This is a genomic window from Collinsella tanakaei (assembly GCF_016900375.1).
In the GTDB taxonomy this organism is placed as follows: domain Bacteria; phylum Actinomycetota; class Coriobacteriia; order Coriobacteriales; family Coriobacteriaceae; genus Collinsella.
Genome location: NZ_JACJKB010000008.1, coordinates 1 through 20,052, shown reverse-complemented (window position 1 = coordinate 20,052; position 20,052 = coordinate 1). Strand labels below are relative to the sequence as shown.

The 20,052-nt window shown below is 65.2% G+C and carries 17 protein-coding genes and 3 tRNA genes; 2 read left to right on the top strand and 18 right to left on the bottom strand.

Annotated features, from left to right (window positions below):
* Window positions 1-200: 200 nt before the first annotated feature.
* From clpX to H6A16_RS06185, 16 genes are all read right to left on the bottom strand, one after another.
* A complete protein-coding gene (gene clpX, locus H6A16_RS06260; protein WP_275052364.1) occupies window positions 201-1,607 on the bottom strand; it encodes an ATP-dependent Clp protease ATP-binding subunit ClpX in 1,407 nt (468 codons plus the stop codon).
* The gene (locus tag H6A16_RS06255) at window positions 1,607-2,227 is read right to left on the bottom strand and encodes an ATP-dependent Clp protease proteolytic subunit (RefSeq protein ID WP_204617226.1); all 621 of its coding nucleotides are present in this window, start codon (window positions 2,225-2,227) and stop codon (window positions 1,607-1,609) included. The genes clpX and H6A16_RS06255 overlap by 1 nt, the downstream gene beginning before the upstream one ends.
* 127 nt (window positions 2,228-2,354) lie before the next feature.
* Entirely contained in the window at window positions 2,355-3,647 is a 1,293-nt protein-coding gene (gene tig / locus H6A16_RS06250; RefSeq protein WP_204617224.1) for a trigger factor, read from the bottom strand.
* A gap of 70 nt (window positions 3,648-3,717) precedes the next feature.
* Window positions 3,718-3,801: transfer RNA gene (locus H6A16_RS06245), tRNA-Leu, on the bottom strand.
* A 533-nt stretch (window positions 3,802-4,334) separates the two neighbouring features.
* The gene (locus H6A16_RS06240) at window positions 4,335-6,761 is read right to left on the bottom strand and encodes a xanthine dehydrogenase family protein molybdopterin-binding subunit (RefSeq protein WP_204617222.1); all 2,427 of its coding nucleotides are present in this window, start codon (window positions 6,759-6,761) and stop codon (window positions 4,335-4,337) included.
* Between the two features lie 3 nt (window positions 6,762-6,764).
* Complete coding sequence (locus H6A16_RS06235; RefSeq protein ID WP_204617220.1) at window positions 6,765-7,307, bottom strand: (2Fe-2S)-binding protein; 543 nt, start codon at window positions 7,305-7,307, stop codon at window positions 6,765-6,767.
* Window positions 7,304-8,155: an FAD binding domain-containing protein gene (locus tag H6A16_RS06230; RefSeq protein ID WP_204617217.1), complete on the bottom strand. Its 852-nt coding sequence runs from the start codon at window positions 8,153-8,155 to the stop codon at window positions 7,304-7,306. Before H6A16_RS06230 ends, H6A16_RS06235 begins: the two co-directional genes overlap by 4 nt.
* 373 nt (window positions 8,156-8,528) lie before the next feature.
* Window positions 8,529-9,884 carry an NADP-specific glutamate dehydrogenase gene (gene gdhA / locus H6A16_RS06225; RefSeq protein ID WP_204617215.1) on the bottom strand — a complete coding sequence of 452 codons (1,356 nt, stop codon included), beginning with the start codon at window positions 9,882-9,884 and terminating at the stop codon, window positions 8,529-8,531.
* Window positions 9,885-10,437: 553 nt separating this feature from the next.
* On the bottom strand, window positions 10,438-11,478 hold the full coding sequence (gene selD, locus H6A16_RS06220; protein ID WP_204617213.1) for a selenide, water dikinase SelD: 1,041 nt from the start codon (window positions 11,476-11,478) through the stop codon (window positions 10,438-10,440).
* Window positions 11,479-11,533: 55 nt separating this feature from the next.
* Window positions 11,534-11,779: a DUF3343 domain-containing protein gene (locus H6A16_RS06215; RefSeq protein ID WP_204617211.1), complete on the bottom strand. Its 246-nt coding sequence runs from the start codon at window positions 11,777-11,779 to the stop codon at window positions 11,534-11,536.
* An 18-nt stretch (window positions 11,780-11,797) separates the two neighbouring features.
* Window positions 11,798-12,943, bottom strand: coding sequence for an aminotransferase class V-fold PLP-dependent enzyme (locus H6A16_RS06210; protein WP_204617209.1), 1,146 nt, complete (start codon window positions 12,941-12,943; stop codon window positions 11,798-11,800).
* A gap of 22 nt (window positions 12,944-12,965) precedes the next feature.
* Window positions 12,966-13,607, bottom strand: coding sequence for a sulfurtransferase-like selenium metabolism protein YedF (gene yedF / locus H6A16_RS06205; protein ID WP_204617207.1), 642 nt, complete (start codon window positions 13,605-13,607; stop codon window positions 12,966-12,968).
* Between the two features lie 287 nt (window positions 13,608-13,894).
* The gene (locus tag H6A16_RS06200) at window positions 13,895-14,731 is read right to left on the bottom strand and encodes a formate/nitrite transporter family protein (RefSeq protein ID WP_239458244.1); all 837 of its coding nucleotides are present in this window, start codon (window positions 14,729-14,731) and stop codon (window positions 13,895-13,897) included.
* 476 nt (window positions 14,732-15,207) lie between these two features.
* Window positions 15,208-15,281: transfer RNA gene (locus H6A16_RS06195), tRNA-Gly, on the bottom strand.
* Window positions 15,282-15,286: 5 nt separating this feature from the next.
* Window positions 15,287-15,363 (bottom strand) — tRNA-Pro (locus H6A16_RS06190).
* Between the two features lie 145 nt (window positions 15,364-15,508).
* The gene (locus tag H6A16_RS06185; RefSeq protein ID WP_204617205.1) at window positions 15,509-16,690 is read right to left on the bottom strand and encodes an MFS transporter; all 1,182 of its coding nucleotides are present in this window, start codon (window positions 16,688-16,690) and stop codon (window positions 15,509-15,511) included.
* Window positions 16,691-16,910: 220 nt separating this feature from the next.
* Here H6A16_RS06185 and H6A16_RS06180 point away from each other — a divergent pair, with 220 nt between their 5' ends.
* Window positions 16,911-17,087, top strand: a complete 177-nt coding sequence (locus H6A16_RS06180; RefSeq protein ID WP_204617203.1) for a YegP family protein — start codon at window positions 16,911-16,913, stop codon at window positions 17,085-17,087.
* Window positions 17,088-17,253: 166 nt separating this feature from the next.
* Here H6A16_RS06180 and H6A16_RS06175 read toward each other — a convergent pair whose 3' ends face one another.
* Window positions 17,254-18,033 (bottom strand): acyl-CoA dehydratase activase, encoded by a 780-nt coding sequence (locus tag H6A16_RS06175; RefSeq protein WP_239458243.1) that lies wholly within the window; start codon window positions 18,031-18,033, stop codon window positions 17,254-17,256.
* 117 nt (window positions 18,034-18,150) lie between these two features.
* Window positions 18,151-19,314 (bottom strand): double-cubane-cluster-containing anaerobic reductase, encoded by a 1,164-nt coding sequence (locus tag H6A16_RS06170; protein ID WP_204617201.1) that lies wholly within the window; start codon window positions 19,312-19,314, stop codon window positions 18,151-18,153.
* 335 nt (window positions 19,315-19,649) lie between these two features.
* Between H6A16_RS06170 and H6A16_RS06165 the strand changes: the two genes are divergently transcribed.
* Window positions 19,650-20,052, top strand: a 403-nt coding sequence (locus H6A16_RS06165; protein ID WP_204617199.1) for a hypothetical protein, incomplete at its 3' end; no start/stop codon positions are given.

The following is a 20,052-nucleotide window of genomic DNA, read 5'->3' as shown; positions in this document are numbered from 1 at the left end:
CCTTCATCGTCTGATCAACATACGCTTCCATACTACCAGCCATGCGCGTCCCGTGCCCGCCAAATGATATCCCCATGCATCGCGGCGGGAACCAGCGATGGCACGCTGCGCACCGCCGCCCGCCAGAACGAAGCCCCCGCGTCCACGGCGCTTGCGCGTCGAGGCCGCGGGGGCTTATCAACCGTTGTTCGAGAGCCGGGCTACGCAGCGTCGAGCACGCGGCGAGGCTGCTCCTCGCCGCGGACGCTCGCAGCCGTGACCACGACCTTCGCCACACCCGTCTCGGAGGGAAGGTCGAACATGGTCTGCTGCAGCAGATCCTCGCAGATGGAGCGCAGGCCGCGCGCACCCGTCTTGCGCTCGAGCGCCAGACGGGCAATCTCGTGCAGTGCCTCGTCCTCGAACTCAAGATCGCAGTCCTCGAGCTGGAACATGCGGCGGTACTGGCGCACGATGGCGTTCTTGGGCTCAGTCAGGATGGACACGAGGTCGTCCTCGGTGAGCGCATTGGTCTGCGTGATGACCGGCGTGCGGCCCACGAACTCCGGAATCATGCCAAAGGCGTTCAGATCCTGCGGGAGCACCTGCCTGAGCAGATCGTTCTCGTCGGCCGAAGTGGGGCCGGCGATCTCGGAGTTGAAGCCGACGCCCTTGTTGCCCACGCGGTCGCTCACGATCTTGTCGAGGCCCACGAAGGCGCCGCCGCAGATGAACAGGATGTTCGTCGTGTCGATCTGGATGAGCTCCTGCTGCGGGTGCTTGCGGCCGCCCGTCGGCGGGACGCTCGCCACCGTGCCCTCGAGGATCTTGAGCAGCGCCTGCTGCACGCCCTCGCCGGAGACGTCGCGCGTGATGGAGAGGTTCTCCGCCTTACGCGCGATCTTGTCGATCTCGTCGACGTAGATGATGCCGATCTGCGCGCGGGCGACGTCGCCATCCGCCGCGTTGATGAGCTTGAGCAGGATGTTCTCCACGTCCTCGCCCACGTAGCCCGCCTCGGTGAGGGCGGTGGCGTCGGCGATGGCGAAGGGCACCTCGAGGATGCGCGCGAGCGTCTGCGCGAGCAGCGTCTTGCCCGTGCCGGTGGGGCCGAGCAGCAGGATGTTGCTCTTCGCCAGCTCGACGTCCTCGAGGCTCGCGTCGGTCGCATGCGAGCCCTGCTGCTGGGATGTCTCGCCGTTCGCGGCGGCCTCACCCTGCAGCACGCGACGGTAGTGGTTGTACACCGCCACCGACATGGCGCGCTTCGCGGCCTCCTGGCCCATCACGTACTCGGAGAGCTCGTCGTAGATCTCGTGCGGCGTGGGCACGCGCTTGATGAGGTTCGTCGCCACGTGGGCGTCGTCATCAACCTCGGGCTCAGCCTCAGGTTCAGGCGCATAGCCCATGTTCCCGAACGGGAAGGACATGTCCTGCTGGGCCGCCAGGAAGTCCTGCGCCAGCGACTCCTCGAGGATCTCGGAGCAGGCGGCCACGCACTCGTCGCAGATATAGATGTTGCTCGGGCCCTTGACGAGCTTGCGCACCTGGTCCTGCGTCTTGCCGCAAAACGAGCAGTGGATGGGGCCGAGCCCCATCGGATCGCGCGGCATATCGTTTCTGGCCATTACTGCTCGCTTCCCTGGGTGGCCGCACGGGAGGTCACGATGCGGTCGACCAGACCGTACTCGAGGGCGGCAGCGGCACGCATGTAGTGATCGCGCTCGGTGTCGGCCTCGACCTTCTCGAACGGCTGGCCGGTGGCGTCGGACAGGATCTGGTTCAGGTTGCGGCGCGTCTCCTTGATCTCGCGCGCGGCGATCTCGATCTCGGTCTGCTGACCCTGGGCGCCGCCGCTCGGCTGGTGGATCATGATCATGGAGTTCGGCAGGCAGAAGCGCTTGCCCTTAGCGCCGCTCGCCAGCAGCACGGCCGCCATGCTCGCCGCCATGCCTACGCAGATGGTGGACACGTCGGGCTTGATGAAGTTCATGGTGTCGAGGATGGCCAGACCCGAATACACCTCGCCGCCGGGCGAGTTGATGTACAGGGAGATGTCCTTCTCGGCATCCTGGCTCTCGAGATGGAGCAGCTGCGCGATCACCAGGTTGGCGGTCGTGGAGTTGATCTCCTCGCCCAGGAAGATGATGCGGTCGTTCAGCAGGCGGGAATAGATGTCATAGCTGCGCTCGCCGCGCGGCGTCTGCTCGATGACGTAGGGCACGAGCGCGGAATCAATCCGGTACATGGAAGCATTCCCCTTTCGCGTTCAGTCGTACATACGCGTTACGGTGCCCGCCCGCGATAAGCGCGGAGTCGAAGCACCGTAACGTCAGATCCGGTCTCCCGGTATGATACCCCGTTGCGGGGACAGCCTACTCGGCGTCGTCAGCCTTGGCGTACTCGTCGACCTCGGTCACGACCGCGTTGTCGACCAGCCAGTCGACGGCCTTGGAGCGACGGATGGAGTCGCGGACGGCGGGCATGCGGCCCTCGGCGATGAACTGAGCCTTGGAGGCCTCGACATCCTGGATGCCGGCGCGCTCGAACTCGGCGTCAACGTCCTCGTCGGTGACCTCGATCTCGAGCTTGCGGGCCAGAGCGTCGAGAGCCAGGGACTCGCGGGCGACGTCATCGGCCTGACGGTGCAGGTCGGCCAGGAAGGCGTCGGTGGACATGCCGGCGGTCTTCAGCCAGCCGTCGAGGGTCATGCCGCGGCCGGACAGGCTCTGCAGGAAGTTCTGACCCAGCTCGGAGAAGACGGACTGCTCGTAATCCTCGTCGATCTTCTCGGCCTCGAGGCGCTCGGCCAGCTTGGCCACGGCGCGGTTCTCCTTGATGCCGGGGAGCTTGGAGGTCTTGTCGGCGTCGAGCTCGATCTTGACGGCGTCGCGCATGGCGGCGATGTCATCGAAGCCGAAGGAGGCCTTGGCGAACTCGTCGGTGAGCTCGGGCAGGATGCGCTCCTTGATGTTCTTGACGGTCACCTTGACGGAGGCCTCCTCGGCGCCCTCGACCTCGGGGGTCCAGGAGATCTCCTTGGACTCGTCGACATTCATGCCGGTCAGGCCCTCATCGAAGGCAGCGGGCAGGTTGCCGGAGCCGACGACGACCATGCGGCCCTCGCCGTTGAGCGCCTCGGCGTTCTTGATGTTCTCGATGTCGACGGTGACGTAGTCGCCCTCGGCAACGGCGCGCTCGGCGTCCTTGAAGGAGGCGTGATAACCCATGAGCATCTCGATCTGGGCGTCGATCTCGCCCTCGGTGACCTCCGCGGGAGGCATCTCGATCTCGACGGGATCATAGGAGTTGAGCTCGTAGCTCGGACGGAGCTGGAACTCGATGGTGTAGGTGTAGTCCTCGTGGTCCTTGACCATCTCGTCGATGTTGCCGTAGTCGCCGGACTTGACGGGGACGATGTCGAGCTCGTTCAGGACAGCGGACTCGTTGGCACCGATCAGGTCGTTGGTGGCCTGAGCGAGCACGGCGCCGGCGCCGAGCATGTTGTCGATAACGGGACGGGGCGCATGACCAGCGCGGAAGCCCGGGAAGCGATACCTCTTGGCAGCCTCCTTGTAGGCCTTCTTGATGGCAGCGTCGACGTCGGCGGCCGGGATGGTGACCGTCGCGGTGAGCTTGGCGTCCTTCACGTCAGAAGTGATGTTCAACGTTCCTCCTCTTACAGTACGTCGGCATATCGTGGGTGCCGATAGCCCGTTGTAACCAATCACGGCGTTTTGGTGCGGGCGAAAGGACTCGAACCTTCACGGGAAGCCCACTGGAACCTAAATCCAGCGCGTCTACCAATTCCGCCACGCCCGCAGTTTACGCACAGTTTCTGAATGATAGCAGATACGGCCAGCGTGCGTGCGGTGAAGCTTTCCCGCACAGCACGCGCACATAGCCGCCGAGCATGACAGTTAGGACGGGGCCCAGTGTCATGTTCATGACACTGGGCCCCGTCCTAACTGTCATGCGCCTCGGCACCGCACATCGCTGTGCGCTAACGGAACATAGGCCAATGCAAACTGTGCGCTATCGGAACATCCAAAGCGCCCCCGTGTTCCGAAAACGCACAGTTAAACGCTACAAGACGTTCCAAAAGCGCACATGCCAAGCCAGCGACAAGTTTGCACCCGGCACCATCTTGTCCACGCCTGGCGACAAGTTTGTGCCTGGCACCATCTTGTCCACGCCTGGCGACAAGTTTGTGCCTGGCACCATCTTGTCGGCAACGGAGACGGCCGGCTGAGGTGCCGCAGATTGCCACGAAAGCCGAGGGCGCACGCCTGGCGTGCGGCGCCCGAAGGCTTGAGCGGCAAGGTGCGGTGCCTCAGCCGGCCGGACGGGTCGGGCTATTCGCCGAAGAGGGCCTTTTCGGGAGTGATGGGCAGCGTGCGGACGTAGTGGCCGGTCGCATGCGCCACGGCGCTCGCGATGGCGGGCGACGGCGTGTTGATGACGACCTCGCCGATCGACTTGGCGCCGAACGGGCCGGTGGGCTCGTAGCTCGGTGCGAACTCCATGCGGATGTTCGGCAGGTCGAGGCGCGTCGGCACCTTGTACGTCATGAACGAGCGCGTGCGCATGCGGCCGCGATCGCTGTACTGCACGTCCTCGGTAAGCGCCATGCCGATGCCCTGGCCGATGCCGCCTTCGGCCTGCACGCGCGCGAGGTTCTCGTTCACCACCGTGCCGCAGTCGACGACGCTCACATAGTCGACCACGGTGACCTTGCCGGTGGCCTTGTCGACATCCACCTCGGCGATACCGCTCATGAACGGCGGCGGGCTGGTGGGCGAGCTCGCGGCGGCATGGGCCGTCAGGCAGTCGCCGTCGCCGCCTGCCACGAGCTTGTTCGCAAGCTCGGTGAGCGACATCTTCGCCACGGGCTCGGCATCCGGGGAGGCCTGGGCGAGCTGGTAGGAGCGCGCGATGGCCTCGACGTCGTCGTAGATGCCGGAGAACTCCGGCTTGTCCACATCGGCGGGAACATCGAGCACACCCGGCTCGAAAGCGAGCATGTCGTCGCCATCGAACAGGACGTCGTTCACGTCGACGCCCATGAAGCCCGCTGCGCGACGGCGCAGCTCGGCGATGAGCTGCTCGGCGGCCTTCAGCACGGCCATACCGGTCAGGTAGGTGGATGCGCTCGCGTAGGAACCCGTGTCGAAGGGCGACACGTCGGTATCGACGCCGTGCACGACGATGCGGTCGGTGTCGCAGCGCAGCGCCTCGGCGGCGAACTGCGCGAGGATCGTGTCACAGCCCGTGCCCATGTCGGTGGCACCGATGGACAGCGTGTAGAAGCCGGACTCCTCGACGCGCAGGTCGACCGAGCCGATGTCGATCTTGGCGATGGCCGAGCCCTGCATGGAGAGCGCCACGCCCAGGCCGCGCACGCGGTCGCCCAGGTCCTGTCGCAGCGGCTTGTCGGCCCAGCCGATCATCTCCATCGCGCGGCGCAGGCAGTCGGCGGCGGTGCAGGAATACAGCTCGTTGTCGTCGTACTGCGCCAGGCGCTCACCCGGCGTGACCAGGTTCTTCAGGCGGATCTCGCAGGGATCCATGCCCAGGCGGTCGGCCAGCTCGTTCACGGCGGACTCGACGGCGAACAGGCCCTGGGTCGCGCCGTAGCCGCGGTAGGCGCCCGCTGGCATGGTGTTGGAGTACACCACGTCGAAGGCAAAACGACTCGCCTTGGCGTGGTTGTACAGCGGCAGGCTTTTGTGGCCCGAAAGGCCGACGGTCGTGGGACCGTGCTCGCCGTAGGCACCCTGGTTGGAGAGCGTGTACAGGTCGATGGCCACGATCGTGCCGTCGTTCTTGGCGCCGAGGCGCACGTGCAGCTGCATCTCGTGGCGCGAGTTAGACGACGCGAGCGTCTCCTCGCGCGTGTAGATGATCTTGGAGGGACGCCCGGTCTTCGCGGTCACGAAGGCGCAGAAGATCTCGTTGCAGCCCGTCTGCTTGGCGCCGAAGCCGCCGCCGATGCGGGGCTTGACCACGCGCACGCGCGACTGCGGGATATCCAGGGCGTTGGCGACCATGCGGCGCACGTGGAACGGCACCTGCGTGGAGGAGGTCACCGTGATGCGGCCGTAGGCGTCGATCTCGGCGAAGGAGCGGAACGTCTCCATCATCGCCTGGGCGTCGGCCAGCGTGTGGTAGGTCTCGTCGACGACGATATCGCACTCGTCGAAGGCCGCCTCGAGGTCGCCGTGCTCCGACAGACCGGAGGCCACGACGTTGTTCATGCGGTCGTTGTTGATCCACGCACCGTTCACGTGGTAGTTGTCCTCGGTGTGGATGACGACCGGGTTGCCCTTGGCGCGCGTGAAGTCGAGCACGGGCTCCATGACCTCGTAGTCGACCTTGATGAGCTTGAGCGCACGCTCGGCCGCGTCCTCGGTCTCGGCCGCCACGATGGCGACCTCGTCGCCCACGTAGCGCACGACCTCGTCGAGGATGAGGCGGTCATACGGGCTCGCCTCGGGATAGCTCTGGCCGGCGAGCGTGAAGCGCTTGTTCGGCACATCCTTATAGGTGTAGACGGCAACGACGCCCGGGATCTTCTCCGCGCGCGACGTGTCGATGGACCGGATGCGCGCGAAGGCGTGCGGGCTGTGCAGGATCTTGAGGGTGAGGACATCGGCGGGCACGATGTCGTTCGTGTAGAGCGGCTTGCCGGCAAGCAGGGCGTAGGCGTCCTTCTTGACGGTCTTCGCGCCGATATGGGTCAGGTTCTCGCGCTCGCTTTCGCGCGTGACGATCATGCTCATGGGCTACTCCCCCTCTCCAGCCGCCGCGGAAGCCTCGCCGGCTGCGGCGAAGCGGCTCTCCATATAGCGGCGGATGGCGCGGCGCTGGCTCGTATATCCCGTGCAACGGCAGAGATTGCCGGCCAGATAGCTGTTCATGTCATCCTCGGTGGGCATGGCGGGCGCGGTGCCCTCGGCCTCCGCGCGCTCGCGGATCTCGCGCTCCATTGCGAGCACGTTCATGATCAGGCCGGGCGAGCAGAAGCCGCACTGCTCCGCGCCCTCCTCGGCCATGCAGCGCGCGAAATCGGCCGACTCCGCCTGCAGGCCCTCGAGCGTCGTGACCTCGTGGCCGTTCGCGCGGGCCATCGGCACGGCGCACGACAGCACCGCGCGGCCATCGAGCCACACCGTGCATAGACCGCAGTTCGTGGTCTCGCAGGCGCACTTCACGGACTTGCAGCCGTGATCGCGCACGAAGGCGAGCAGCGACTGGTCGGGCGCCACGGAGGCGGCGACCTTCTTGCCGTTCAAGACGACGGTGACGTCCATCAGCTTTCCGCTCATGCGATCGCCTCCTCACCGGAGCAGACGGCCCGTGCGGCATCGGCCGCCTCGGGCGAGGAATACGGGGCCGCCTCAACGATGGCGCGGGCAGCAAGCACGCCGGCAAGGTGGCGGCGGTAGCGCTCGGAGCCCCACAGGTTGGAGCTGTATTTCAGGCTGCGAACCGCCTCGATGGCGCACGCGATCTCCTCGGCGGTGGGCTCTGCAGAGGCGATACCCAGGGCATCGCCGGCAAGCAGGCGCGCCTTCGCGGGACGCGCACCCACCGAAACGTGCCAGGAGCCGTCCCAGTACGCGGCGCACGCATTGGCGGAAGCGAAGTCCGTCGCCGCCTTGCGCATGCACTGGTACGCCGCGCGGTAATCGCGCTTGCGAACGATCACATGGGTCAGAACATCGAGCTCATAGGGCATGTCGATAAACTGCGCCAGCGGCATGCGGCCAGCGCCGGCGAGCTCCACGTCCGTGTCGAGCGCCAGAAGCGCGCAGATGACATCGGAGAAGCCGAAACGTCCGAAGACGCTGCCGCCCACCGTCGCGAGCTGGCGCATCTGCACGCCCACGATATCGTGGACGGCGTCGCGCAGCACGTTGCCCGTCACCGCGTTGAGCTTGCCGGCGACCTCGAGGTCGCGCAGGGTGACGTAGGCGCCGATGCGGAACTCGTCGTCGGTCTCCTCGATCGTGTTGAGACCGCAGTCCGAAAGGTCGATCACGCAGGGCACCGTACGGTTCGAAAGACGCATCCAAATGCCGCCGCCGAGGACCATAGCGCCCTTCTTGAACCGCAGCACCTCCAGAGCGTCATCGATGTTCGCCGCGCGAACATAGCTCCCAAACTTGAGCATTGCTCTCCCATCTGCAAAGATTGGCTGCTTTTATGCACATCTTCACAGTGTACCTGAGGGCCCGGCTCCCCGCTCACGGCGCTTCGGCGACACGCAAAATACCCGCTGCGCACGGCGCTGGCGCATCATCGACAGGATGGCGCTGCAGAGAACAGCTTTGTGTTAGATAGTATTCATTTGTTGATAAGTTCAATAACCGGTGGAAAACTCCCTGCCATTCCTGCAATTTCGGGGACAGGTCCCAAACTTTCATCGATGCCCTGGAGGGCATCGATGAAAGTTTGGGACCTGTCCCCGAAATTGCAGGAATGGCAGGGAGGGACGGCCTCGATGACCGTCCCTCCACATAACGATTCGATTGGCAGCGCTATTACTAGCAGACGCCCTGGGCCATCATGGCGTCGGCAACCTTCAGGAAGCCGGCGATGTTGGCGCCCATCACGAAGTCGCCCTCGTGGCCATAGGTGCGGGCGGTGTCGTCCACGTTGTGGAACATGCCGCGCATGAGGCTCTCAAGCTTGCCGTCGACCTCATCGAACGTCCAGGACAGGTGCTCGGCGTTCTGGCTCATCTCGAGGCCGGACACGAGCACGCCGCCGGCGTTCGCGGCCTTGCCGGGCATGAAGGCAACGCCGTTCTGCTGCAGGTAGATGGTCGCGTCGGGCGTGGTGGGCATGTTGGCACCCTCGCCGACGATCTTGCAGCCGTTGGCGACGAGCGCCTGGGCATCCTCGAGCAACAGCGTGTTCTCGCGGGCGCAGGGCAGCGCGATGTCGCAGGGCAGCTGCCAGACGCCGCGGCCGTCCTCGGCGTGCCAGATGGCGTTCGGACGCTCGTCCACGTACATGGCCAGGCTCACGCCGGCGTCGTGGCCGGAGCGCTTCTTGTTGTAGATGTTCTCGAGCACCTTGTAGTCGATGCCGTCGGGGTCCTCGACCCAGCCCTTGGTGTCGGAAGCGGCGATAACCTTGCCGCCGAGCTGCGACACCTTCTGGATCGCGTAGATGGCGACGTTGCCGGAGCCGTGAACGACGACCGTCTTGCCCTCGAAGGAGTCGCCGTTGCTCTTGAGATACTCGTCGACGAAGTACACGAGACCGTAACCGGTGGCCTCAGTACGGGCAAGCGAGCCGCCGAAGGTGAGGCCCTTGCCGGTGAGCACGCCGCTCCACTCGTTGCGCAGGCGCTTGTACTGACCGAACATGTAGCCGATCTCGCGGCCGCCGACGCCCAGGTCACCGGCGGGAACGTCGGTGTTGGGGCCGATGTGGCGGGAAAGCTCGGTCATGAAGCTCTGGCAGAATGCCATGACCTCGCGGTTGGACTTGCCCTTGGGGTCGAAGTCCGAACCGCCCTTGCCGCCGCCCATGGGAAGCGTGGTCAGGGCGTTCTTGAAGATCTGCTCGAAACCGAGGAACTTGAGCATGCCGAGGGTGACCGTCGGGTTGAAGCGCAGGCCGCCCTTGTAGGGGCCGATCGCAGAATTGAACTCGACGCGGAAGCCGCGGTTGACCTGGACCTTACCCTCGTCATCGACCCACGGCACGCGGAACATGACCACGCGCTCGGGCTCGACGAGGCGCTCGAGGAGCGCCTGCTCCTCGAACTCGGGATGCACATCGAGAGCGGGCTGGATGGTCTCGAGGACCTCGGTGGCCGCCTGCAGGAACTCGGGCTGGTCGGCATAGCGCTCGCGCAGCTCAGCGATGACCTTCTCGGAATACGTCATGGAGAACCCCCTCGGAAACGTTGTTATGTCAAAAAAACCTGACCCATGGTACTACGGCAGATTGACGCGCTTTACCTAAAAGCAATGAGCCCGCTACAGAGATTTCAACGTTTGGCCTGCTAAATATCTATGTCGTATCCGTGATGTTGCGAAAACGTTTCACCCGTGTTTCTCAACTGCGCAGATGTCGTATGTCGCACGGCAAATCAGGACGTACGGGACCCGCCTGGATACTTTTGCGAGTTTTGTACCGCAAGGGCACCCTCCCCCGCCGCTGAATAGCCCAACTGAACCCCGAAGCGATGTAAATAGCTCCTCCGGCGGGGCTCTGAGCCTCCGCCCATGCGCCGGAGCGGGTACAAAACCCGCGAAAGCATCCAGGAGAGCGGCATGAAACCGCCGCGCGCAGCCCTCAAACAGCGAACGAGGATGGCAAAAGGTACAACCTATGCACGACACCGCCGATTCTATGCAGTTTGAGTTTCCCGGCTGAGCGAGCAGACCTCAAAGCGAGGCGTCGAGCGCTCGGACACACGGTGCCCGCTTGAGAGCCCTACCGCACGCGAACGCGCGCCCCGCCCTCGTAGCTCCGCACGACGCCGATCCGCTGCGCCGCGGGCACCGCGCCGTCAAGCGCCGCCATGAGAGCATCGGCATCGGAGGCGTCGACTGCGAACAACAGGCCACCGGAGGTCTGAGGGTCAAAAAGAGCGTCGGCAACGGAAAGCGAAACCTCGGGCGCAATCTCGACCTCCGCCTCCGCATAGCGCCGATTGCGGTACACGCCGGCAGGCAGAATACCCATTGCGGCGAAGTCCAGGGCTCCGGGCAAGAACTCGAACGCAGCGGAATCGAGCTCGATGCAGGTGTCGGACCCTTGCGCGAGCTCGAGCATGTGCCCCAGCACCGCGAAACCCGTGATGTCGGTGCAGGCGTGCACCGCAAAGGGGCGCGCCGCCTCCGCAGCAGCGCGGTTGAGCGTGCACATGAGCCCCTCGACGCGCGCGCGATCCTCCTCGCCGGCAAGGCCACCCTTGAGGGCTGTGGTCATGATTCCGATGCCCACGGGCTTGGTGTAGATGAGCACGTCGCCGACCTGCGCGGTGTCGTTGCGCAGCAGCTTCGCCGGGTCGATGACGCCCGTCACGGACAGGCCGTACTTGGGCTCCGCATCGTAGATGCTATGGCCGCCCGCCACGATGGCACCCGCCTCGGCGACCTTCGTGGCGCCTCCGCGCAGGATCTCGCGCACGGCGTCCTTGGGCATGTCTTCCGGCACCGCCATGATGTTCAGCGCCGTGATGGGGCGTCCACCCATGGCGTAGATATCCGACAGGGCGTTTGCCGCCGCGATCTGACCGAACGTGAAGGGGTCGTCCGCGATGGGCGGGAAGAAGTCGAGCGTCTGCACGATCGCCAGGTCATCGCGCAGCTTGTAGACGGCGGCGTCGTCGGCATGATCGAATCCCACCAGCAGGTTGGGATCGTGAACATCGGGAAAGCCCTCGAACAGCTGCGCGAGCTCACCGGCTCCGACCTTCGCCCCGCAGCCCGCGCAGTCCGCGAGCTTGGTGAGCTTGACCGTGGTCTCCATGGCTAAAACCTCCCCATGCCGCCTGCTGGACCAGCCCAACAGGCATCAGAACCTCTTACAACATCAGGTGATGGATGCCCTCGGGAACAAGGTGCCCCTCGGTTGCCGCGTTAAATGCGGCAAGCACCGCATCGTCATCGGTGGGCATGGACCACGCCAGCCCGCATTCGGAATCGATCTCGACGGGAAGCGGGATGATGCGCCCCGCGACACCCGCCTCCTGGCACAGGCGCTCCGCCTCCATGGCATCGAAGGTGCTGGAAAACGAAACGACGATGCGCTCGGTCCGCTCACGCCCCATGCGCTCCCCTTCCCTCCATCAGTCGAGCTCCGCCGCGATTGCGGCAAGAGCCTCCACGGCGGCATCGATGTCGCTTGCGGTGGTGTACCAGCCGAACGAGAACCGAACCGCGCCCTGCTCGAGTGTACCCAGCGCCGCGTGCATGCGCGGGGCGCAGTGCAAGCCGGCGCGCGTGGCGATGCCGTGCTCGTAGGCCAAGCGATCGGCCAGCGTCGAGGAATCCATGCCGGCAAGGTTCAGCGCCACCACGCCCGCGTGCCCATGGCCGTCATCTTGACCGTACACGGTGACGCCCGCGGCGCCAGCCACACCTGCGCAGAAGCGCTCGCGCAAATCGCGCTCGTGGCGCTCCACCTGATCGACACCCAGGTCGAGCAGGAACTCCAGAGCGGCATCGAGGCCGGCCAGGCCGTGCCCGTTCATAGTGCCTGCCTCCAGATGCTCCGGATAGCTTTCGGGCTGGAGGGGATCAGCGCTCTTGACGCCTGTACCCCCGTGCACGAGGGGTGCGAGCTCCACGTCGGAAACCACGGCAAGACCGCCGGTGCCCTGCGGGCCCATAAGGGCCTTGTGACCCGTGAAGCACAGGATGTCGGCCCCGAGCGCCACCATGTCTACCGGCAGCGCGCCGAGTGTCTGCGAGGCATCGAGCACGAACCGGGCGCCATGCGCATGGGCCGCCTCGGCGAGCGCGGCGGCGTCCACGATGGCGCCCGTCAGGTTGGACGCATGCGTGGACACGACAGCAGCCGTGTTGGGGCGGAAGAGCCCCTCGAGGTCCTCCATATGCAGGCGGCCCGATGCGTCGGCGCGCAGGTAATCGAGGTCGATGACGCCGCGGCGCTCGAGCTCGTGCAGCGGACGCAGCACCGAGTTGTGCTCGAAATCCGTCGTGATCACATGATCGCCCGGACGCAGCAGGCCGAAGATGGCCGTGTTCAGCGCCATCGTCGCGTTTTGGGTGAAGATCACGCGCTCGGGGTGCGAAAAGCCGATAAGGCGCGCGAGCCGTACGCGCGCGCCCGCGACGGAGCGCGCCGCTGCAAGGTCGTTGGCGGACGCCCCGCGCGAGCTGCTGCCTGCGCCCGCCATGGCGGCGACGACCGCCTCGGCGACCGCCGGCGGCTTCTGGATGGTCGTCGCGGCGTTGTTCAGGTAGATCATGGTCGGTGCGGCCCTCTCTGCGCTACAGCGTCACGACCTTGTCGGGGCCGAGCACGAACTCGGAGATGGCATACAGGTTGGTCACGCCGCCCACGGCGAGCTTGTCGCGCAGACCATGGAAATCGAGGCAGGTGCCGCAGGTCAGCACCTCGCAGCCGCGGCGCTCCAGCTCGCGCACATCGTCGACGAGCTCGGAGCCCTCGCAGGTGAGGGCGGCGCCGTCGTTGAAGAACACGATACGATGCGGCACCTCGTCGGCCTGCGACATCGCGTAGACGAGACCCTTGATGAGGATATTTCCGAGCTCGGGCGCACCCTGGCCGAGTGCCTTTGAGCCCACGAAGACGGTAACCTGCTGCTTGGCAGGCGCGGCCTCGGGCACGGGGCAGGCGATACCCGCCTCGGCGAGCGCGGCTTCCTCCCCCGCCGGGTTTTCGGCAGCGGCGGCGGTGACGCCGGCGATCGTGACGGCCCAACCGCCCTCGATCTCCTCGACCTCCGCCGTACCCTGCTTGCTGGCGGCCAGGCGCTTGAGGTTCTCCACGGCAACCGTGTTGTCCACGAGCACGCGGACGGCGCCTTCTGCCGCGGACTCCTGCAGCGCCTTCATGGCGCGGATGACAGGTTTGGGACAGGTTTCGCCAAAGCAGTTGAGCTCGATCATGGGAGGTCCTTTCGTCTACGGCGTCTCAGCCGAGATGTCCGCTTGATTATCCTCATTGCTAGGATAATGACAATGATAATAAAACATTCTCGGGCAAGGCTGGGCGGCGCGGCGCAATCGGCGACCGGTCGTTTCTGGCGCGGCACAAGGTCGGGTGCACCCCCATATCGCCAACGCATGAAAAAGCAGGCCATGGCATATGCCCTGGCCTGCTATGTACGTAGGCTCTCGCATCGATCCCGCGCCATCAGATTGGAAGCCTGCGGATGCTGCTCGATGGTCGCCCCTTACCCCTTGCGGTGGTAGACGAACCAGTACGCAAGCGCGACAAGCACCGCTCCGCCCACGATGTTGCCGAGCGTCACGAACGCCAAGTTGTAGAAGATACCCGCGACGTTCAGCGACGCCGCCCCGGCGATGTCGGCCCCGTAACCGTTGGCCACCATGGCGGCGCCCATCGGCAAAAAGTACATGTTGGCCACGCAGTGCTCGAATCCGCAGGCCACGAATCCCGAGATGGGCAGCAGGATACCGACGACCTTGTCGGTGACCGTCTTTCCCGCGAAACCGATCCACACGGCCAGGCACACGAAGACGTTGCACAGGATGCCGCGGAAGAACAGCGTCACCGCGTCGGGCGTCACCTTGCCCGCAGCGATGGAGACCATCGTCGCAGCGACAGCCTCGCCGTTCATCTGGTAGATGCGCGCAAAGAACACGATGGCGGTGACGATGAGGGCGCCCGCGAAGTTGCCGAGCCACACGATCACCCAGTTGCGCAAAAGCCCGCGCACATCGATCTTGCCCGAAGCGAGCGCACACACCATGAGCGAGTTGCCCGTGAAGAGCTCCGCGCCGCAGACGAGCACGAGTACGAGGCCGATGCAGAACACGAGGCCTCCGACCACGCGCTGAGGCCCCCAGCTGAGCGCCGTGTCAGATAGAAACACCGTGAAGTACAGACCGCCGAAGGCGATGAACGCACCGGCGAGCATCGCCAGCACGAACATCTTGCCTGCGGGCAAGGCCGCCTTCGTTATGGCCGCCGCCTCGACCTTCGCCTCGATCTGCGCCGGCGCGAGGCATTCCGTTGTCGGAAACTCCTTGGATTCTTGCACGGCCATACGCCACCTTCCCCCATATCGACCGATGCTTGAACGTCGCGCCGAAACGCGACACTACGACTATACGAGCTTTCAGGGCGTCAGTTCGCGTCGTTCGCGGCATGTAACATCAAAACGGCGCGGCATGGCTGGAAGATGGGCGCCGGGATGTAGCGAGCAGGGCCGTGGGCTGCCCGAGGCCAGGCAGCGCGCTGAGAATCGTCGCCATGGTGATGCGCCTGCTAGGGGGCCAAGGCGCCAAGCGAGCAGGACCGGGGCCGCTACCCAGACTGTGCGCTATCGGAACACCCAGCCACCCTAGGCTGTGCGTTTTCGGAACATCGCGGCGCCATGGATGTTCCTTTAGCGCACAGTGAAGGCATGGCAGTGTTCCGAAAGCGCACAGCCGCGATATCGGCGCCCCGAAAGCGCAGCCAGTGGACCGCGCGGCACGCAAAGAGCCCGGCACCGCGAGGGCGCCGGGCTCCGTAACGTTCTGGAGCGGGCGACGGGAATCGAACCCGCGTCATCAGCTTGGAAGGCTGGGGTTCTACCATTGAACTACGCCCGCATGTATGGTCGGGACGACAGGATTCGAACCTGCGACATCCTGCTCCCAAAGCAGGCGCGCTACCAAACTGCGCCACGTCCCGAAGGTGTTGAGCAGCTGGGGTCTTTGACCCTGCTTGTCCCAAGGCCAGATGATTATAGGGCATGGAGCATCTCGGGGCAACGGCGCGAACCAACTTCACGTTGTCTCCCCTAGCGATCCTCCCCCGGCGATGGCCCGGCCGCGCATCAGGCGCGGCGACGCGCAGAGGTCGCGCGGTTCACCTTCTCCGCAGCGACGACCATCACCGCCAGCAGCGCCGCAAGGTATACCGGGTACAGGCTGATATCGATGGCCTGCGCGATGACGCCGAACAGCGGAGACATCGCCAGCGAGCCGATGTAGGCGAAGGCCATCTGCATACCGGTGAGCTCGAGGGCGACGTCATCGCCGAAGCGCCGGGGCGTCGCGTGGATGATCGAAGGGTAGATGGGTGCGCAGCCGAGTCCCAGCAGAATAAAGCCCGCAGCCAGGAAATCCCGCGCCCACGGAACGAAGAAGATGACCAGTCCCACTGCGACCAGCAGCTGACCGAGGCGAATCATGCCCTCGTCCGATACGCGGAACGACAGAAAGCCGCTCGCCAAGCGGCCGATGGTGATGCCGATGAAGAACAGCGAGGCCCAGCTCGCCGCGGTCTCAGCGGGAATGCCCGCCTCGAGCGTGCAGTACGACGCGGCCCAGCTGCCGCAGGTCCCCTCAAGCGCGCAGTAGCAGAAGAAGCAGATGAGCACCGCGATGACGCCATCGATTCGCAGCAGCTCGCGACGGCTGCGGGCGGCCGGGACCGCCTCGACCCCGCTCTCCCGCGTGCCGTGAGGAAGCTTGCGGTCGCGCCATAGCGGAAGCGACAGCGTGAGCACCACCACGATCGCAAGCTGGATGGCGCCGAGCGCGCGGAAGCCATCGCCCCAGGTACCGATACCCAAGCAAGCGCTCATGATCATCGGTCCGCCGCTCGCGCCGACGCCCCACATGCAGTGCAGCCAGCTCATGTGCTGGCTTTCGTAATGCACGGCCACAAAGGCGTTAAGTGCGGCGTCGACCGCTCCGGCGCCGAGACCGTAGGGAATCGCCCACAGCAGCAGATGCCAGAACTCGCCGGAGATCGAGAAGCCCAGCAGCGCCAGAGCGGTCAGGGCAACGCTTGCCACCGTGACCTTTCCGGTGCCGAACCGCTCCACAACGCGCACCGACATGAGACTCGACACGATCGTGCCGGCGGAAATGATCATGGTGACGATACCCACCCACGACAGCCCCGCGCCGAGCGATGGGCCCATGACCGGCCAGGCGGATCCGAGCGCGGAATCTGGAAGACCGAGGCTGATGAAGGCCAGATAGATGATGGGCAGCAATCCTGCCGGCATGGTGTCCCCCTCCGTGATGCGTCGTCGCGCGCCTGCGCCCGACCATGCTAGCACATCTTGTCCGAACAGGTGAGAACGTTCTCAGGCTGTGGCAGAAGGCGTGCGCGCGGTCCCTAGCCGTGCCTGAAGCCCCATTTGAAGCAGCTTGCAGGGGGTGTTTGTTGGAAATCTGTTGGGTACGATGCCGGTAACGGTCACCCGCGCTAGAAAGGACACGCACATGGGCAAGTTCGTCATCAAGAGCACCGAGAAGGGCGTTCGCTTCGTGCTCAAGGCCTCCAACGGCGAGATCATCGCGACGTCGCAGGTCTACAAGTCCATGGACTCCTGCAAGAAGGGTATCGAGAGCGTGAAGAAGAACGCCCCGGACGCCGATGTCGTCATCGAGGAGGACTAGCCTCCGCGGCAAGCTCGCGAGGTCCCGGATGGCGCTAGGCCCCAGCCTCTCGCCCATCACCCACAACTGAGGCCCACAACTTGAGGGTAAACCGGTTTCGGATACGGCTTTTCCTCAGGTTGTGGGCCTTGGTTGTGGGTTGTTTCTACCGCGGGAGCTGCAGCGTCTAGCTGCGCGCCAGCGCGAGCGCCCGATCGGCGGCGCCCAGGGCGCCGGCATAGCGCGCCTCGGGACAGGTGGCCACCGGCTCACTCAGCAGGGCGGACAGCCGCTCGACCACGAAGCCGTTGTCGCAGAGGCCGCCGGTCAAGAAGTACGGAGCTGCCGCCGCCTGCCCGACGAGCGCGACCACGCGGGTCACAACCGAGTCGATCACGCCCCGCGCGATGTCCTCGCGCGGCACGCCGCGCCCGATGAGGCTGATGACCTCCGACTCGGCAAACACCGTGCACATGCTGGAGATCTTGGTCTCGGCACCGCGGCGCGCCATGGAGGCCATGTCCCGCTGCGATACGCCGAGCCGATCGGCCATGATCTCCAGGAAGCGGCCGGTACCTGCAGCGCATTTGTCGTTCATGGCGAACTTGGCCACGCGCCCGCCCTTGAGCTGGATAACCTTGGTGTCCTGCCCGCCCACGTCGATGACGGTGCCAGACGCGCCGAACAGCCGCACAGCACCGATGCCGTGGCAGGTGATCTCGGTCACCACCTTGTCGGCATAGGGCACCGCGATGCGGCCGTAACCGGTCGCGACCACGCGGGTTCCCCGCCCGCCGACCGGGAAGCCGGAGCTGACCAACGCGTCCGCAACCCGCTCGGCCGCGTCCACGCTCGAGAACCCCGTGGGCATGAGCTCGGTGTGCACGATCGCGCCTGCGCCATCGAGCACCGCGACCTTGGTCGCCGTGGAGCCGATATCCACACCGATGCCGAATATCTCAGCCATGGTCAAACAGACCTTCCCCTAAAAATCCTGTATCGTCCATCCGCGAAAGCATGACAGCGGGCCCCGTCCTACCTGTCATGCCCCGCGAAAACATGACAGTTGGCCCCGTCCTATCTGTCACAAGGTTTCGATGAAGGCGGCTATGCGGGTGTCGATCTGGCCCTGGTCGCCGGCGCTGTAGTCGGTCTCGACCTTCATGTACGGCAAGCCCGCAACCTCGACGGCGCGCTCCATGAGCGTCGCCTCGACATTGAAGGTGTGACAGGCGGTCAGCACGCTCTCGATCACGCCATCGACGTGGTATTTCTCCACCATGGCAAGGGTATTCTCCATGCGCGCGGCGTTCGGTGTCATGACCGAGCAGTTGATATCCAGGTAGCGATCGGCGATGGCGCGCAGGATGTCGTCGGCGTCCTCGTCGACCAGGCTCGCCTGCGTGCGCTCGCCCGAGCAGTCGTCGGCGCACACGACCACGCCGCCGTTGCGCTCGATGGTGCGGCCGATCTTGTTGATGACGCCGCCGATGGGACAACCGGTCACCAAGATGCGCTTGGCGTCCGCCGGCACGGGGCGCTCCCCCGTCTTGTACTGCGCTTGGCGCTCGGCCGCCAGCGCCTCGAGCTTCGCCGTGAACTCCTCGATGTCGAAGCTGAAGGTCGCCGCGAACATGGTGCTCATGAGCTCGACACCGCTCAGCGCGGGCGGCTCGTTCGCCTGCAGGTTGTAGAGCGCGATCATCGCCCGGCGCATGCGGTTGCGGCGGTGCGCCGCGGCGCGCAGGTCGTCATCGGTGATGGTGATGTCGTACAGCTTCTCCAAGCGCTCCTTCAAAAGGCGGCACTCCTCGTACCACGCATCGCGCTCGTACGCGCGGTCGCGCCCCTGCGGCAGGTGCAGGATATGCGTGGGCTTGAGCTCGCCGAGCAGCTCGTACATCTTCTTCTTGCCATCGCAGGTGGTCTCGCCCACGATGATGTCGGAAAAGAATGTGAACGGGCATTTCTCCGAGGCGGCGAAGCCGTAGGTCGACTTGATAAGCGGGCAGAGGTTCGCCGGCAGCATCAGCTCGGCGGTGGGGATCACCTCGTCGGACGTGCCGCAAAGCGCCACACCCGAGGCGCCGGCGGCGTCGATGATCTCGAGCGGCGTGTAGCTGCACAGGTAGCCAACCAGACGGCCGCCTGCCTGCTTGAAATCCTTCACGCGGATAAAGCTCGCCCGGCGCTGCTCGTTGAACTCCTCGAACGTGCGGGGCAGCGGGTAGCGGTCGGTATCGGTCATGGACGTTCCCTCCTAACGGTTGCGCGGATCGCGCGGCTGACATCATTATCCTCAAAGCGAGGATAATGATAGTAAATTATTCTCACCTTGAGGATAAAGCCCGCCGCCATCCGGCAAACGGCGCCAATCGGGCTGCCAGCGCGCAGCGCAAGCGAATCGCCTGGCGCTGGCACCCGTCGTAAACGCGACAGGTAGGACGGTTCCCAGCGTCATGTTTTTCCGCTCCCCGAATGGTCCGCCTACGAGGGGACATGCCGCCTACACTGGAATCTAGATAGCGCTGCCGTCCGTCTTCCGGGTACGGCACGCCAATGAAGGAGCAACGGGGAGGTCCCATGTCGTATCGACCGCGCCACATGCTTGTTATCGCATCGCTCGTCTCCGCTCTCGCCTGCGTGCCCATGGCTCCTGCATGGGCAGTATCCGACCCTGGGCAGCCGGCGCAGGAGGACGCGGTGAAGAGCGCTTCGGCAACGCTTGAGGCCACGGGGGCCACGGGGTCCTCGCAGGCCGAGGAAGACCAGACGACGCCCACGCTGGATGCCGCTGGGGCAGAGGCCGATTCGACGACGGCAGGTCCTGAGAACCAGATTTCCCCTTCCACTGAGCCGGAAGAGGATGTGCCGGAGGCATCCGAGCCGGAAGAGGACGTGCCGACGGGCCCCGAATCGGAAGAGGAAGCCGACCCGGCCGAACCGGCAGGCCCGACCGACCCGGCCGACCCCGACGATCCCGACC